The sequence below is a fragment of the Wolbachia endosymbiont (group A) of Hylaeus communis genome, assembly GCF_947251915.1.
GTDB lineage: Bacteria > Pseudomonadota > Alphaproteobacteria > Rickettsiales > Anaplasmataceae > Wolbachia > Wolbachia pipientis.
In genome coordinates this window covers 271,635-287,226 of record NZ_OX366396.1, presented here as the reverse complement: position 1 = coordinate 287,226, position 15,592 = coordinate 271,635, and the positions used below count along the sequence as shown (strand labels likewise).

Here is a 15,592-nt window from a genome sequence, read left to right as displayed (position 1 = left end):
ATAAAACAAATGTCAACTTAAATTAATGAATAAAAAAATGTAGTTATGAAAGAAAAGTTGGCCGCCTTTTTTTTGAAAATAGTGTTCGGCTTTAATCAAATCCTCTTTATTATTTACTCCCATTGCTTCTCTTTCATCAGAAACTACATAACCTACACTCAAGTTATTGTTTGCTGCAATGGGTACTATATCATTAAGACAATATTCATTGGTCGAATTATTAAATTTTATTTCTTTTACTAAGGTAAAAAGATCTTTAGCATATGAAACTATTATTCCAGAGTTTGCAAGAAGCATTTTATCTCCATTTTTTAGGATTTTTTGAACATTTCCGTAATTATCAATTACTAATCTTCCATATTGTTCATCTTGACTATTGAATCCAAGAAGAACTAAATTATTATACTTTAAACAATCAGTCATTTTCATAACTGTATCACTAGATATAAAGGGAGTGTCTCCATACTGTATTAAAACTATGTCTTGATCAGATAACTCCTCCAGATTTTCTAGAGCAATTTTAACTGCAGTGCCAGTACCTGTAATATCTTCTTGAATTATTAGTTTTATATTGTATTGATCGATTATACTTTTTAGGGTATCAAACTTTTCTAAATCTTTTAGAAGGGAGTTGTTAACAACAATTGATAAGCTTTTTAGACTCAGCGATTTTGCATTAGAAATTATATGCTCTAAAAGAGTAAGATTTCCCACTTGGTGCAACGCTTTTGAATATTCAGAATTCATTCTACTGCTCTTTCCTGCTGCTAATATTATCAAAATGTTACTCATACATGACTTAGGGATTGATTAGATAGTAAGTTAATTTATAATTAATAAGATGTAAAGCCCACTATAATTTTCTAAATGATCTAGATCTTGGCACCCTCATTAGAGTTTCATTTAAGAGAGCTATAACTTCAAACTCTTTACTCGATTTTCTACGCTGACATCTTGTAAACTCTGATCTGGACTTTTTAATATTTCTAATAATCTACTTGCAAGGTTTGAGTGTTTATTAATTACTGCAACCTGGACTAATGACTTGCCTTGATCATCACGAGCATTTGTTACAGCTACGCGCTCATCAGGTTTTATTGCTTTCAGCTTACTGATAATTTCAACATTACCATTTTTTGCATTCTCAAACAGCTCTTCTACTAATTTCAATAGGTTAGTAATATTCTGGTCTCGAGAAAGATCAAGTGGTGTTTTACCTTCTTTATTCTTGATGTTATAAATTGCACCATGTTTCAACAAAGACTTTACAGCTTCAAAAAAGCTATTTTCAGTAGCAACATGCAACGATGTAGTGCCTTTAACTATTGTTTTAGCATTAATAAAATCACTCAATTTATTGTGGCTTACACGTTGTAACAAAGCTTCAATAATTTCTTTATGACCTTTGGAAGCAGCAGTGTGTAATGGTGTATTACCTTTGTTAGTAACTTTAGTAGCATCAGCTCCATTTGCTAGCAAGATATTTACAACTTTTATATGCCCATTATTAACAGCATAATGTAATGGCGTTCTTCCATCCACGTTTTTCGAATTAGTGATTGCTCCATCTCTAATTGAACTCTCAATTCCTAAATAATTATTATCTTCTATAGCCTTAAATAACTTCTCAGTCAATTTTAGTAATTTTATAACTTCTGGGTTTCCTCTTCTTTCTGCAAAGTGTAATGGTAAAACATATCTATCTCCTTCAGCTCCAGCATTAAAGTATGCTCCGCTCATAAGTAGAGACCTAACTATATCTAAATTACCAATTTGTGCCCCTAAGTGTAAAGGCGTAGCATTTTTATCCATTTTTGCATTAACATCCGCTCCATTTATAATAAGAGTTTTAACTACCTTAGGATGACCATATTGAGCTGCAAGATGTAGGGCTGTGCCTTTATTTTGATTTTCTTTTACATTTACATCAGCACCATGTTTCAATAGAACGGTTGCTATCTGATCATAACCTTTTTCTGCTGCAAAATGTAAAGGAGTCCAATTTGTGTGATCTAGAGCATTAACTTCTGCCCCTTTTTTTAAGAGCAATTCAACCACCTCTAAATGATCATGGTCTACTGCAAAGTGTAGAGGTGTAGTACTTTTAACTGTTTTAGCATTAATGTCTGCTCCTTTATTAAGCAAAGATTTAGCAACTTCTAAATTACCATCATATGTTGCACAATGTAGAGGAGTCCAACTTCTGTTATCTAGAGCATTAACATCTACTCCATTTTCAACCAAGAAATTCATTATTTCCAAGTGATTATGCTCTGCGGCCAAATGTAGAGCTCTTCTACCATCATCCATCTTTGCATTTATATTTGCTCCTTTTGCAATTAAGCTCTCTACTATTTTTAAAGAAAAACCATTATATGCTGCATTATGTAAAGGAGTCCAATTCTGATCATCCACGTTGTTAATGTTTGCTCCATTTTTAATTAAAAAATCACTCACCTCGAAATGACTTTGCTGAATTGCTAGATGCAAAGGTGTAAAACCTTCGTTTTTTTTAGCATTAACATTGGCTTTTTTCTCTATTAGTAGCTTCACTACTTCTAAGTGACCATTCTGAGATCCTATATGTAAAGCTGTGGAATTATCGTGGCCTTTAGCATTAACATCAATTCCCCTTACTAGAAGAAGAGACTTAACTACTCCAAAGTGATTACGTTCTGCTGCTAAATGCAGAGGTGTAAGATTCTCATAATCCTTAGCATTAACATTAGATTTTGCTTTTATTAAAATGTCTACTAACTCTAAAAAGCCATTTTGAGACGCTAAATGTAGAGGTGTAATCTTATCACCTGTTTTTGTATTAACGTTTGCTCCCGCTTCAAGCAGAGCCTTAACTATATCTAATCTACCAGTTTGTGTTCCCAGATGTAAGGCTGTAATGTTCGCATCAACTTTATGATTACCTACTCCTAAAGATCCAGCATTAATATCAGACCCATGTGAAACAAGAGCTTTAACTACCTCGAGATTACCATTTTGTACTGCAGAATGCAAAGGTCTTGCTCGATCATTATTTACAGCATTAACATCTAATCCCTTTTCAATAAAAACATTTACTATATCTAGATGACCATTCTCTGCTGCTAGGTGTAAAGGTGTATTAAGTTTATCTGTTTTAGTACTAAGATCTGCTCCATTTGCAATCAAGGTGTTGACTATATCTAAATAGCCTTGCTGGGATGCAAAACTTAAAGGTGTAAAGCCTAGAATGGCCTTATGGTTTACATCTGCTCCATGAGCAATAAGAAAGTTAACCATCTCTAAGCGATTTTTTGCAATTGCAAAATACAGTGGCGTAAAGCCATCGTACTTAATCTCTGAATTAATATCTAAACCTTCTCCTAATAAAGTGTTGACTAAATCCAACTGACCATTTCCTGCTGCTAAATGTAGCGGTGTAAGACCAAGATGTTTCTGAGTTTCATAATTTTCATTTAAAAACTCTACAAAAAATTGCAGCTGATCCAGATTATTAGATATTCTATTAGTAAACATAAAAGCCTCGCATTGAAGAATTTATGTAAAATATAGCATCTACAAGTTTTTAAGCAAGATAAATCTTCTTCTTAAAAAAGATACTGTAATCCAATCTGTGTGCTTATAACTTTTTTATTTGATCATGAGTGATCAGCTGTCTCAGCTGCAATAGAGACACCTGCCTTAAGTAGCTACGTCAATTTTCTCTTTTTTTTCGCTGATGATGATGTCTTCATTCTTCTCAGTAACCAACATTCCTTTTAGAGTATAATCGTTACGTGCACCAAGAAACTTGGAAAGAACAATAGGAAATCCACTTAAAAAGCATTAATAATTATACACAATTCTGAAGAAATATTCAATCTTTTTATTGTTTTGAATGTGTTGATGAAAAAAACGTCTGTCAGAGATCATCTGAGAATTGCATTTTAGGCTTTAGATGTAGAAGGGGTCTTATCGTCTTTTTATAAATACTCTAAAAATAGGCTTAAATCGCCAAGAGATGGATATCATGAATTTAGTAGCGTAAAAACATCAAAGATACCTCATATCATAAAGTTTAATGTCAACATTTGGTAGCAACATTCCCGATTTACAAAGCAGAGGCAATAAAGGTTGCAAATAATCTACGTATGTTGGACGTTTCTGTTGATGCTATTTCTAAAATAACAGATTTATCTATTGAGGAACTTGAAAATCACGCTTCCAAAACTTAACCTGAATTAAAAGCAACATTAGTTTACTGATTTCTACACAATATATTAAAATATCAACGAAGGTGATTACATAATTAATTATCTGCATTGCTGAATGAAATTCTTGTGCTTCTGTATTCAATATATAATATTAAAAAAATATTTTAGTAAATTTATTAAAGTAGATACTAGAAACTCGCTTATTTCGTTTTTCTAGCTCAGTTATAGTTTTGGATTTTGCTTGCAGAATTTGTCTATCACTTTCTGGTTATCCTCTATCATTTTACTTGCCTCTTGCTGAAGAAATTTGATATTTTTGAGTGTAATATTGTCCATCTCAGTCGATGCTACTTTCAATTGCGATTGTATTCTTATGTATTTATCATCTATTACTTGTTCTAGTTGATAATCAACGCAATCCAATCCAGAAGCAAACATCACATTCAGTAGTGGCTTGATCCACCCTATTTTGCCAAATCTCCTTGAGTTAGCATACTTTATACTTCTATTTGTTCCACCAGTGCCTATTGATAGCAGTATAATCTCATCATTTGGAAATAACCTTTTACCACTTGCATATGCACAAGCCGCTGGATTATTGGCAAACACTCCGCCATCTATCAACACTCTCTCTCTTTGGCTAATTTTTAGACGTTTTGGTGTGAAGTACGTTGGAGCAGCTGTTGTAGCTCTGAGTGCATCTTTTAACTTAATGTTTTCTTCTTTCCAACTTTTGAAGAAAAATTCACAACTATTGTGAATGCCATAACTGGTGAGCAGTAGATTACTAGCAACATCGGCCATAGTGCTTTCGCCGAAGTATTTGTTGAGAATAAATTCCATATTTTTATATGAGTACTGAGAACCACTCAGCCAAGAAGCGATTGATTTTCTCCAAAGTGATGCTTGAAAGATATATGGTCCATACTCTTGGTAAAGTTCAACCAAATCATTGGCAGAGTATTGAAGTTTATTGCTTTTACAAAGTCCAGCAACAACAATTCCACCGGTTGAGGTTCCTGCCATTAAGTCAAAGATCTGGGAAATTGGCTTTTTTGTCCTAGATTCAATTTCTGCTAGAATAATGGCAGGAATTATTCCTCTAATTCCTCCTCCATCTACAGATAAAATGTACTTTGTCATTTGTTATAGTTATTTTTGTCTCTGCTCAAGCTCGTTAACTTCTTCAGCAAGGTTTTTGACCCTTTCTTCAAGACGATAGATGATTTCTGTAGTCCTTTGGTTTTGTTCTATAAATTTATCATGCATGTGTACTCTTAAGTCGAGTTTGGCCAGCCACCAGATAAATGCTATTGTTTGTATTACCATAGTAGCAATTACTGCTACAGGGATCTTTCCTGTACTTTGGTTTTTCATCTTAAAGTTCTCTTGCACAAATAGCTGCGTATTGATATATACAAGATTCATCAAAATTACGTCCAAAAAATCTTTTCTAAAATAAAGTTAATTGGTTGCACTGAACAAGCGATGCAAATAATATAAGAGACATGAAATCTAGCCTTTTTCGAAAATTATTAGTAAATTCGATAATACCAATAATATGTACTATCTTTTTGTTTCAACATTTTAGACCTTCAAAAAACATACCAATAAAAAGTAATGCAAATGGCAATAATCTGGAAAGATTGTCTACTGCAGCTAAAAAATGTAACTTAGATACTGTAAAGTCCTTAATAAAAAATGTGGTAGATATCAATGCTACTCATCATTTTGGCGCAACATCATTACACTATGCTACAAGCGGAGGCTGTTTAGAAGTTGTAAAATTTCTAATTAAAGAGGGCATTGATATAAATATTACTGATGCTTTTGGCTGGACAGCTTTGCACTATGCTGCACAGGAAGGACGTTTGGAAATTACTAAATTTCTACTGGAAAATGGAGCACATTCTCTTGCTAAAAATAAAGATAAAAAAACTCCTTTAGATCTTGCTGTAGAGGAATTAAACAATAATAAAGAAAAAAAAGATATTTATGAGGAAATTATCAATTTACTTTCCCATAACTGCTGTTAATATAGTACGATAGCCCAAATTATCAATTACATGCCCAGCCTTATTTATTATCCAATCACCATAAACTCCTTTGCGAAACCCCAAAAGGTTGATCTTTGCTTCGGCAAATAATTCAGGACTTCCTGGCATTGTGATATTATAGCTCTTTTTACAATAATCCGAACAGACCGTAATATGCTACTGGCCTGCTATAGCCATAAACACATATCTTATCGCATTCGGACTATTATAAGAAAGGCTATAAGTGTTACTGTACTGCTCATCAGCTGATTTAATTTTGCAGATGCTGCACTTTGCGCCAAATCACTGCTTGCATAAACATCTCGCAGAATATAGCTTGGTTCCTGATCACCTACTTTTTCTGTTATAGTCTCTGCTTTTTCATAATCATACCAGTAGGCAATAACCGAGCCATATTGATTACGCTCATTAAATCTTACTTTCCAATTTGTAATATCTCCAGGTGTGAAAGTAATAGTGCTTAAAGTTTTTCCGGTAACTGATTTTGCTTTTCCTTTTGAAACAAACAGTATAGCATTTCTCATAATAGTCCGAACAGGTCATAGGAAGGCAGAATCAACAGCACGACGAAAGGATTCGAATAGAGGAATGTTTTTCCTGGCTCTGTTTTTTATAGCAAACCAATGATGCTCAATTTTGTTGAAATCTGGAGAATAAGGCGGCAGATACAAAATTTCTGCACCAACCCCTTTAGCAAGCTCGATAATCTTATCAGACTTATGAAAAGTAGCATTGTCAAGAATGACAGTCTGTCCAGGTTCCAAGATCGGTGTCAAAAATTGCTCAAACCATCCATTAAAAACATCCATATTACAGTGGCCTTCAAAGGTTAACGGAACAACTATCTTTCTTCCACTTAAGGCTGCAACCATACTGATTCGTTGAGTTTTCTTTCCAGATTTTAAGGCATAAAACCGCTGTCCTTTCTGGCAATATCCGTAGGGGTAGTCTTCGGTGTTATCAATGCCAGACTCATCTATATACACTAAGTTTTTAGGTTCTTTTGTCGCTATAATTTTCAAAAATTCAGCACGTTTTTCTTCGTTTCTTTCCTTGTATCCATATGTCTTTTTTTGCGCGTAAATTCAATTTTTTTAAGGGCTCGATAGATCGTTTGGATACTAACGTTGTTCCAAAGTTTAGCCATTTCCGATAGAGTCTTTCCTCCGTGTTCTCTGGCAAATTTGGCAAAGGTATCCCAGTCGGTAATTTTGTGATTGTAACCCCCATTTCCAAGTTTTTTTGATTGAAAGTCTCCTGTTTCTTTTCTTCTTTGCTGCCACTCCCATAAAGTAGTTCGTCCAATCTTAAATCTTGCTGCCACTGTTTCTCTGCTTTCTCCTTCGTCTAGCGCTTCCATTGCTTTTTTTCTTAAATCATAACTATATGCTGCTGGCATTCAACCTCCTTATCATCATCTACCCTTATCCTATCACATCCGGACTTTTATGGAAAGAGCTCTAAGAGGTTGTCCGGAAACAAGTAAATTCAAGCATATTCCCTCTTTAACATAACCCTACTCATAGCTAGGTATATGAAATTCTCAGTGGATGTTGTGAGTAAATCATACTCCTTCGATAGCCTTCTATTCCTATTAACCCAAGCAAAAGTCCTTTCTACAACCCATCTTCTTGGCTGTACTTTAAACCCTTGTTCTCTTGTTGGTAGTAGCTCAGGTGGCGTATCTTTGTGCACCCAAAATCTACATGTAGGCCTTTTAACAATTTCAATATCTATGTCATATTCTTCCTTTATGTGATTCTTTAAATTTCTTCCTTGGTATCCCATGTCAGCCCACATTTTTTTAACTTTAGTATATTTTGTTCTCATATTGTTTAATGCTATTTTAATACCATCTCTATCATTTTCGTTAGCAGCGCCTACGTAACAACCTAGTATAAAACCCTGAGTGTCTGTAATTATATGCCTTTTTCTACCCTTTACTTTTTTACTTCCATCATAGCCTTTGATCCCCCCTTTTCTGTAGTCTTTACAGATTGACTATCTACTATACAGGCACTCGGCTGCTCATTCCTTCCTATTTTTCTTCTACTATATTTTGTAATTTCATAATTCATTTTCTCAAAAATTCCCTGCTTCTTCCATTGCCTGAACTGCTCATACACAGTCTTCCATAGCGGAAAATCATTTGGTAAATACCGCCATTGACACCCTGTACGCAATACATAGAAAATTGCTTCTAATATTTCTCTTTTGCTATACTTTGGCGGCCTTCCTCCTTTCTTGTATGATACTCTGAAGTGTTTTTCTATTCTTGCCCATTCCCTTTCGCTTAGATCTGTTGGATACTTTTTTCTCATCTTTACCCCGTACTAAAATTTCAGATATTATAGCCTTTTACTTATTTCCGGACAACCTCTAAGTTATTTATACTACTTTTCTCCGGTTGCCAATACATTACCCTTCTTCCTGACCCTGCAGCGTCCCAGGCTGAGCTTTTTATCTTTTGTTTGTTAAATAATTGCTTGAAGGTTTTTAGCAGCATTTATAAAATTCCTTTATTGGTTGAAAAAATAATCTTTCTCTTTGGCTTCATACCTGCAACTTTTAACTCAGCCTTAATTCGTTGTCTTAAATTCAATAAATCATTTATTTGAACTTCCCCGTACCGCACAACATGGTCACCATAAGCAATTGATACCACTCGTTCTCCGCTTTGCAGTTTTTGAATTGCTTTCTCAACTTGAGTTAAATATTCTTCACTGTACATTTTGACTACTAAGCCATTTACTCTGTCTTAATTTTTTGGGCTTTTTACTTTCCATTTTTCCACTCAAACTATTCCATTTACTCTCTGGCCAACGATCGATTCCAAGCGCAATAGATGCAGCTCTTGCATAAATTCGGCAATCTAGTACTTCATTTCTTTCTCTTACCTTTTGCCACTCTTGTTTGGTATATCCTTTCACCACTTTGCTGACTAATTGCTCTGCCGTTAGCTGCTTAAAATATTCAGGTGCATATTCTGGAAAGTGACAATATCCAGGTAGAGCTTTTCCTTCTTCTTCTTTTAAAATATTAAGTAGTTGAAAAAGCTCTGACTTTAATATCGATACTCCTACTGGCCAGAGCTTTATTCCTCTCTTTAGCTTTTGACCACCAACTGTTATATCTACTCTGCTTGGGCTACTCAGCGGCACTAGTGCTTTATTTGCACCTTTTACTGCCATTACTCTTCCAGATCCTTGATGACCTCTTACCCAATTGTATACTTCCTGTGTTGCATACCCAGCATCAACTGCCATCATGCTTATCATGTATTCAAGACCATTTTCACCGATAAAATGATGATTGAGTAACTCCGAAAGTTTTTTCCATACTTCTCTACCCCCAGTATCTCCTTCAAATACTCGATAGTCTATTGACCAACTTTCGCGGCTTTTTCCCCAGGCTACAACTTCTACTTCTAAACGATCTTTTTGTACATCTACTCCTGCGGTAAGTACCACTTCTCTCCTAGGTACTGTGCCTACGGGAAAAAATTCTCTCCTGTTAAATAATTGCTTCCAATCTGGTACTTCTCCCTTATCTACCCAGGTTTCTCCAAGCGTTGTGTTGATCCAAACTTTCAGTAATTGTTCACTTTCTTTGGCATGCAGAAAATCCTCTACTGCTTGTTGCCAACTATACCAGCCAACTGGGCTATAAAGACTTGAAAGATGAAATCCTTTTTTCTCCCCTTCTTTTACCCCTATAGCTCTCCATTCTCCACGCTCAAGCATCTCTGTCTTTTGATGATTTTCTATCTTTCCGCTACATTCTATGCAAATATAATGTGCTGTTCTCGAATCATTATTTTCCCATTTTATTTGTGACCATTTTAGAACTTGATAGTAATTACAATACGGACATGGTACAAAAAAGTATCTCTTATCTGTTGCTTCAAATTCTTTCTCAATTCTGCTTATTCCATGAATCGTTGGTGTTGATACCAGAAAAATCTTTCGACGTGCAAATGTATTGGTTCGAGCTATGCTGAGTAAAACTGGATCTCCTTCTCCTCCTGAATCTCCAGGGTAAGCATCTATTTCATCAAGAAAGAGGTATTTTACTGGCATAGATCTCAGTCCTACACTGCTATTTGCTCCAGTTATTACTACTATTCCACCTGGAAACTCCTTACTCTGTACAGTATTGCCTGAATCTCTTGACCTTGGGTCTTTTACTTTACTTTTTAAACATGGTGTACTCTCTATTAATGGTGCAAATCTTCCCTTCGACCAACGCTTTCCCATTTCAACTGTTGGCTGTACTACTAGCATTGGCCCTGGTGTTTGGTCTATAATATAGCCTATCCAATTATTTCCTGCTTCTGTTCCTCCAATCTGCGCTCCTTTCATGAATATTACTTTTTCCGCTGGAGAAGATGGAGATAGTGAATCCATGATTTCTTTTAAATAAGGAGTTCTCTCTGTTCTCCACTTTCCTGGCTCTGATGCTGCAGTTGGCGCTAAAACTCGATACTCATTCGCCCACTCTGATACTTTAAGCTGCGGATCTGGTCTTAAACCTTCAGAAAAAGCTCTAGCATATATCATTGCCTGCATCTACTCACAATTGGTTCTAACTCAACACCATTAACAGTAGGACTACACTCTTCCAGTTCCATAAACATCTTTTTCTGAAATTCGTTTTCTATATATCTTTTTCTTATCTCACTTAGCATTATTGCTACAGCAAGAGCAAATATCCCTGTCATTGTTGCAAAAATGATTGCACTGCTTATTGTTGTTGCTGTTAAACCTATATATGCTGCTACTGCTATTGCGCTGACCGTAATATAGATGCAGATAATGTTATTATGCTTTTTCATCCTTTTATCTGCTATTTCTCTCTGTGCTATATATTTATTATTAAGGGTTGGAAATTTGACAGCTGTATCTCTACAGAGCAATGCCCCATTTTTTTCAGTAAACAAAACTTTTAGTAATTCTAAATTGTTTGATTTGATTGCTAAATGTAAAATAGGTGTATAATTTGCTCCTTTTTTCAGCAATAACTTTACTACATGTAAATGCCCTTTTTCTGCAGCAAGGTAAATCGGTGATAAACCTTTATTATTTGAAATATCAATATCAATTTCTTCCTTTAAAATTGCATCTATAAGCTCAATTTCTCCTTTTTGTGCAGCTAAATGCAATAGACTATTCTTTTCAGAACCGTATTTATTACTCATCAAAGCCTTTTTTATCTCAGGTTTAGCGTAATCAAATGGTGTCTTGCCGCTATCGTCTTGTACCAGAGGGTCTATATCTTCTCGCGTTAGTAAAACTTCTATTGTTTTAAGTCTTTCAGCATAGTGTAGTGGTGTTTTATTTTCGTAGTCTTGCAAATTGACTTGAGCATTAGGCTCCCTTATTAAGCATTTGAGGATATCCAAACACAAATCTCTTTCATCGTAATTAGTATTACTTACAGCTATATGAATAGGTGACAATTTCATTGAGTTTTGTCCCATGCGCGCGCTATTTACATCTGCTCCAAGCTTTAGCAGTAACTTTACTATCTCCAACTTTTTGTTATTAACTGCATAGTGCATTGGTGTCTGATTTCGTGCATCAAAGACATCTATTTCAGCGTTTCCTTCTTCCACTAAAATTTTGACAACATTTCCATGTCCTATGCCTGCCGCTAGATGTAATGGCGTATGATGCAAAGCATTTCGTACATTAACGTCAATACCTTTTCCTATCAAATATCTAACTGCATTAACTTCACCTATCATTGCAGCTAAATGAAGTAAGCTATCTTGTTCTGATCCGTATTTGTTATTAATTAGCGCTTGTAATATTTCTGCTTTTTTCCCTTCTTTGGCGTAATCAAGAGATGTTTTACCGTCATTATCTTCTACAAAAGGATTAATGTTCTTCTTTGTGAGTAACAAATCTACCATACTTAATTCGTCAAACTCTATAGCACAATGTAGTGGTGTCTTTCCATTCAACCCTCTAACATTAACATCTAATCCAGGTTGATTGATGAGACACTTTATTAACTCTAAACTTAAGTTATCAGCCATTTTACATTCAAAATCTTTTTATATTTGAAATCTATTGTTAGATAATTCTTGGAGTGAGTTTGTAATCTCTTCAGTTAGCACCATATGAATCTTTTCAGTGTCACTCAGTGATGCAAGCAGCGCTGAAACTCTATTTGGAATATTAAGCAAATTATTACGAACAACTCTTGCTACGTTAAATGCTTCAGTTTTTACCTCTTCAATTGACACAAATTTGCCTATTTCAGCTTTCACTTTAGCTTCCAAAAGTTTACCACGCTCCGTTTCATTTTTTATTCGCGTTTTTAGCAATATCGTTGAAAGTTTTTCTCCGCGCTCTTTTCTCCTAAGTGGTTGACTTGGATCTCTTATTGCTGCTACCGCTTCATTTGCTTGTTCTCGGTCAATAAGTCCATCTTCCAGCTCAACTATTCCTTTTTTTACTAAAGAACAGACATATTGCCTCGAAAACCCTTTTTCCCTTGCCCACTCTGCTTGCGTAATTCTCACCTTTTTTTCTCCTTTTTAGCACTGCTCAGCTATAATTTCGTAAGTAGTTAACATTTGAAATATATCTAACGCTAAAGAAGGCCCGAGGTCAGGACCACCAAACCCGCCAGCATGGCCGGAAGGACCCACTTTCTATGGTGTTTTTAATATATTAAAATCTTTACTAAAATTCATAACATAGAACATTAAAGCTAAAGAGTCCGCTTCATTATCATCCATTGGACAAAAACCCTTTTCCTGTACTGCCTCAATGACATCAGCTTTACTTGCATTACCCTTGCCAGTTATAAAACGTTTAATAGTCTTAACCGAAACACCTTGATAGGGAATATTGCTTTCCTCACACCAAGCAGAAAGGTGTGCTAAAAACCCTCCATAGATATGTGCAGCATCAGTTCCTAGATGTCTTCTCACTTCTTCAAAGTACACAACTTCAATACCTGGAAATTTATACTTAAGTGCATTAAGCCAATTACGAAAATTTAAAAACTGCATTCCACCACCACTAAACCTGCTAACATGAAAACTCTTACTTCCACTTTGTACTATTCCATCATGTAAAATAGTCCAACCAGTTTGTTTACCAAGATCTAGTGTAAGCATTCCCCTTTCAATCGTCAGGTACATATATATACAAGATTTGAAAAAATTACGTCCAAAAAATCTTTAATTTTCGAAATTTAACAACTAAAAACTAACATGAAAACTCTTTTACAGCCAGTTTGTTTGCCAAGATCCAGTGAGCTTTCAATTGTTGTGTACATATATATACAAGATTTGGAAAATTTTTGTCCAAAAAATCTTCAATTTTTGAAAAATTTTTTATAATTCTTGAATTTGAAAACCTTCTAAACATGATTTTTCTACTTTTAGAGGTTTTTTTATTATTCTAATCTTATATTTTATATGTTTTTATATATGTGTATATTTTTATATATGTATTATATATAAGGGTTTCAGGAAGCTAGAATCCTCCATATTGGCGGACTTCAGATATGCCGTTCCTAGGAACGGTTTTAGGAACGCATGGTGAAAACCCGCCATATAGGCTAGTTCTAGATTCCTGATTCCTGATTTAGGAAGCCAGTAATTAGGAACGGAACTTAAGGTTATAGAGAGCATACTTTTCAACTATTTTCCTCTTAAAAATTTAAGCTATTCTTTTAATAGCGAAATCCACATTTTTAGCTCTTTAGGTGATATTGAATTTCAAAATATGAAATTCTTATATATTTTTAATATAACTTTAGGAAGCCTGAGCTACCCATTCTTAAAATATTGAAATCCATTTAAAATAGGTTCCAAAAACCTAAACTGTATTATTTTAAATTGCATCAGTATTATTCTCAAAAAAAAATAACAGAATATCAATAGATTAAAAATCGCATCAGTATTATTTATTTTTGCTCCTGTCCTACATAACAGCATTAATAACTCTCATCCTTAAAAGCATCAATTTGTTTTTAAGGAAAGTTATGAAATTACAAAACTACCATATAGTTATTAAAAATGTAAAATATCAAGCTTATAGACTGAAACTTGCTAAGTGCTTTATTAATGAAGCTCACGAAGATCTTGAGCAAGAACTCTTCTGTGAAATTTGGCCATGCCTTGATCAGTATGATGAAGATAAAAGTAGCTTTAACACCTTTGTAGCAAGATTAACTGAAAATAAAGCTATTAACCTGTTAAAGAAACAGCGATGTGCAAAACGTGACATCAATAACTATATTAGCATTGATGTAACAGAGCTACTTGAGAGTGAAATAACAAAACGCATTGATGTAGACTATATGATCTCGGTTTTACCAAAGGAATGGCAAAATATATGTGAGCAACTTAAATTTTTCAACTTACATGAAGTTGCCAAGATGAACAACGTTTCAAGAACCACTTTAAACAATATTATCAAGAAGATACGTGCCAAACTTTCTCCTATTTACTACGCAGGCAAAAAGAAAAATTGAACAAAATTTTTGCCTTTCTTGTATATATATACATCGTAGCATGGATAAATAATGGTTCTTACAATTTTGAATAATAATGAAAGATTGCAAACAATATCAACTGTAAAAATGGTCATCTTTGGCCCTTATGGTATTGGTAAAACAAGTCTCCTAAAGACCGTAGATGAACCAACACTTTGCCTTGCTTTTGAAGCAGGGCTTCTTGCCGTTCAAGACTGGCAAGGAGATTCAATTAGCCTTCGCACTTGGAATGAAGCTAGAGATATTGCTTGTCTTATAGGGGGGTCTAATCCTGCGCTGAAGTCTGATCAAGCATATAGCCAAAGACACCATGAACATGTATCTCGTAAGTACAAAGATCTTTTTTCGGAGTTTTCTAAATACCGATGCATCTTTGTAGATAGTATAACCGTTGCTTCACGTTTATGTCTATTATGGGCAAAAATGCAACCTGAAGCTTTTTCTGAGAGATCAGGAAAGCAGGATATGAGAGCTGCCTATGGATTACTTGCTCAGGAAATGATGGCTTGGCTCAATCAATTTCAACACATCAGAGACAAAGACATCATCATAGTTGGCACTTTAGGTCAATATCTCGATGATTTCAATCGTCCAATTTGGCTACCTCAATGCGAAGGGGCTAAAACTGCTAGTGAAATTCCTGGAATAGTTGATGAAGTAATCAGTATGGTTGGAATCAAGAGAGATGATGGAACGGAGAAACGCTCTTTTGTTTGCCATACTCTAAATCCTTGGGGATACCCAGCTAAGGATCGTAGTGGACGCCTGAGTATGCTTGAAGAACCACACTTGGGGAAGCTGCTTACAAAGATTAAAAGCAAGTTTTAA

At 34.8% G+C, this 15,592-nt stretch carries 16 protein-coding genes and 1 pseudogene; 4 read left to right on the top strand and 13 right to left on the bottom strand.

Translation table 11 applies throughout. The features are described from left to right. Positions 1-12: 12 nt before the first annotated feature. A complete protein-coding gene (locus OPR52_RS01460; protein WP_265038306.1) occupies positions 13-747 on the bottom strand; it encodes an NTP transferase domain-containing protein in 735 nt (244 codons plus the stop codon). 165 nt (positions 748-912) lie between these two features. Next, a complete protein-coding gene (locus OPR52_RS01455) occupies positions 913-3,513 on the bottom strand; it encodes an ankyrin repeat domain-containing protein (RefSeq protein ID WP_264373665.1) in 2,601 nt (866 codons plus the stop codon). 554 nt (positions 3,514-4,067) lie between these two features. On the opposite strand from OPR52_RS01455, the gene OPR52_RS01450 reads away from it, so the two are divergent. Then, positions 4,068-4,211 (top strand): hypothetical protein, encoded by a 144-nt coding sequence (locus tag OPR52_RS01450; RefSeq protein WP_245610998.1) that lies wholly within the window; start codon positions 4,068-4,070, stop codon positions 4,209-4,211. Between the two features lie 201 nt (positions 4,212-4,412). Here the strand turns inward: OPR52_RS01450 and OPR52_RS01445 are convergent, their stop codons facing one another. Beyond that, the gene (locus OPR52_RS01445; protein WP_264373666.1) at positions 4,413-5,333 is read right to left on the bottom strand and encodes a patatin-like phospholipase family protein; all 921 of its coding nucleotides are present in this window, start codon (positions 5,331-5,333) and stop codon (positions 4,413-4,415) included. 9 nt (positions 5,334-5,342) lie between these two features. Next, positions 5,343-5,567 (bottom strand): hypothetical protein, encoded by a 225-nt coding sequence (locus OPR52_RS01440; protein WP_065094365.1) that lies wholly within the window; start codon positions 5,565-5,567, stop codon positions 5,343-5,345. 197 nt (positions 5,568-5,764) lie between these two features. Here OPR52_RS01440 and OPR52_RS01435 point away from each other — a divergent pair, with 197 nt between their 5' ends. Further along, positions 5,765-6,226, top strand: a complete 462-nt coding sequence (locus OPR52_RS01435) for an ankyrin repeat domain-containing protein (RefSeq protein ID WP_265038305.1) — start codon at positions 5,765-5,767, stop codon at positions 6,224-6,226. Here OPR52_RS01435 and OPR52_RS01430 read toward each other — a convergent pair. From OPR52_RS01430 to OPR52_RS01390, 9 genes and pseudogenes are all read right to left on the bottom strand, one after another. Next, complete coding sequence (locus OPR52_RS01430) at positions 6,203-6,355, bottom strand: hypothetical protein (protein WP_265038304.1); 153 nt, start codon at positions 6,353-6,355, stop codon at positions 6,203-6,205. The two genes, OPR52_RS01435 and OPR52_RS01430, sit on opposite strands and share 24 nt — an antisense overlap. 80 nt (positions 6,356-6,435) lie before the next feature. Then, positions 6,436-6,771: a hypothetical protein gene (locus OPR52_RS01425; protein ID WP_265038303.1), complete on the bottom strand. Its 336-nt coding sequence runs from the start codon at positions 6,769-6,771 to the stop codon at positions 6,436-6,438. 15 nt (positions 6,772-6,786) lie between these two features. Then, a protein-coding gene (locus OPR52_RS01420) for an IS630 family transposase (protein ID WP_265037751.1) occupies positions 6,787-7,646 on the bottom strand; the annotation gives its coding sequence in 2 pieces (ribosomal slippage) (positions 6,787-7,322 and positions 7,322-7,646; 861 coding nt in all). Positions 7,647-7,735: 89 nt separating this feature from the next. After that, a pseudogene (locus tag OPR52_RS01415) lies at positions 7,736-8,568 on the bottom strand (IS5 family transposase). Between the two features lie 185 nt (positions 8,569-8,753). Next, positions 8,754-8,978: a gpW family protein gene (locus tag OPR52_RS01410; RefSeq protein ID WP_265038302.1), complete on the bottom strand. Its 225-nt coding sequence runs from the start codon at positions 8,976-8,978 to the stop codon at positions 8,754-8,756. Further along, positions 8,968-10,806 (bottom strand): phage terminase large subunit family protein, encoded by a 1,839-nt coding sequence (locus OPR52_RS01405; protein ID WP_265038488.1) that lies wholly within the window; start codon positions 10,804-10,806, stop codon positions 8,968-8,970. Before OPR52_RS01405 ends, OPR52_RS01410 begins: the two co-directional genes overlap by 11 nt. Beyond that, positions 10,803-12,287, bottom strand: a complete 1,485-nt coding sequence (locus tag OPR52_RS01400; RefSeq protein ID WP_265038249.1) for an ankyrin repeat domain-containing protein — start codon at positions 12,285-12,287, stop codon at positions 10,803-10,805. The genes OPR52_RS01405 and OPR52_RS01400 overlap by 4 nt, the downstream gene beginning before the upstream one ends. 18 nt (positions 12,288-12,305) lie before the next feature. Continuing rightward, entirely contained in the window at positions 12,306-12,776 is a 471-nt protein-coding gene (locus OPR52_RS01395; RefSeq protein ID WP_065094962.1) for a hypothetical protein, read from the bottom strand. Between the two features lie 132 nt (positions 12,777-12,908). Next, complete coding sequence (locus OPR52_RS01390) at positions 12,909-13,379, bottom strand: RuvC family protein (protein ID WP_065094961.1); 471 nt, start codon at positions 13,377-13,379, stop codon at positions 12,909-12,911. An 872-nt stretch (positions 13,380-14,251) separates the two neighbouring features. Between OPR52_RS01390 and OPR52_RS01385 the strand changes: the two genes are divergently transcribed. Next, positions 14,252-14,743 (top strand): sigma-70 family RNA polymerase sigma factor, encoded by a 492-nt coding sequence (locus tag OPR52_RS01385; protein ID WP_065094960.1) that lies wholly within the window; start codon positions 14,252-14,254, stop codon positions 14,741-14,743. A gap of 51 nt (positions 14,744-14,794) precedes the next feature. Further along, complete coding sequence (locus OPR52_RS01380; RefSeq protein ID WP_265038301.1) at positions 14,795-15,592, top strand: ATP-binding protein; 798 nt, start codon at positions 14,795-14,797, stop codon at positions 15,590-15,592.

Excerpts from the sequence above, each read along its gene's own strand:
- OPR52_RS01460 (WP_265038306.1), bottom strand. The coding sequence starts at position 747 with ATGAATTCTGAATATTCAAAAGCGTTGCACCAAGTGGGAAATCTTACT.
- OPR52_RS01455 (WP_264373665.1), bottom strand. The coding sequence starts at position 3,513 with ATGTTTACTAATAGAATATCTAATAATCTGGATCAGCTGCAATTTTTT.
- OPR52_RS01445 (WP_264373666.1), bottom strand. The coding sequence starts at position 5,333 with ATGACAAAGTACATTTTATCTGTAGATGGAGGAGGAATTAGAGGAATA.
- OPR52_RS01440 (WP_065094365.1), bottom strand. The coding sequence starts at position 5,567 with ATGAAAAACCAAAGTACAGGAAAGATCCCTGTAGCAGTAATTGCTACT.
- OPR52_RS01430 (WP_265038304.1), bottom strand. The coding sequence starts at position 6,355 with ATGCCAGGAAGTCCTGAATTATTTGCCGAAGCAAAGATCAACCTTTTG.
- OPR52_RS01425 (WP_265038303.1), bottom strand. The coding sequence starts at position 6,771 with ATGAGAAATGCTATACTGTTTGTTTCAAAAGGAAAAGCAAAATCAGTT.
- OPR52_RS01410 (WP_265038302.1), bottom strand. The coding sequence starts at position 8,978 with ATGTACAGTGAAGAATATTTAACTCAAGTTGAGAAAGCAATTCAAAAA.
- OPR52_RS01405 (WP_265038488.1), bottom strand. The coding sequence starts at position 10,806 with ATGATATATGCTAGAGCTTTTTCTGAAGGTTTAAGACCAGATCCGCAG.
- OPR52_RS01400 (WP_265038249.1), bottom strand. The coding sequence starts at position 12,287 with ATGGCTGATAACTTAAGTTTAGAGTTAATAAAGTGTCTCATCAATCAA.
- OPR52_RS01390 (WP_065094961.1), bottom strand. The coding sequence starts at position 13,379 with ATGCTTACACTAGATCTTGGTAAACAAACTGGTTGGACTATTTTACAT.
- OPR52_RS01385 (WP_065094960.1), top strand. The coding sequence starts at position 14,252 with ATGAAATTACAAAACTACCATATAGTTATTAAAAATGTAAAATATCAA.
- OPR52_RS01380 (WP_265038301.1), top strand. The coding sequence starts at position 14,795 with ATGGTTCTTACAATTTTGAATAATAATGAAAGATTGCAAACAATATCA.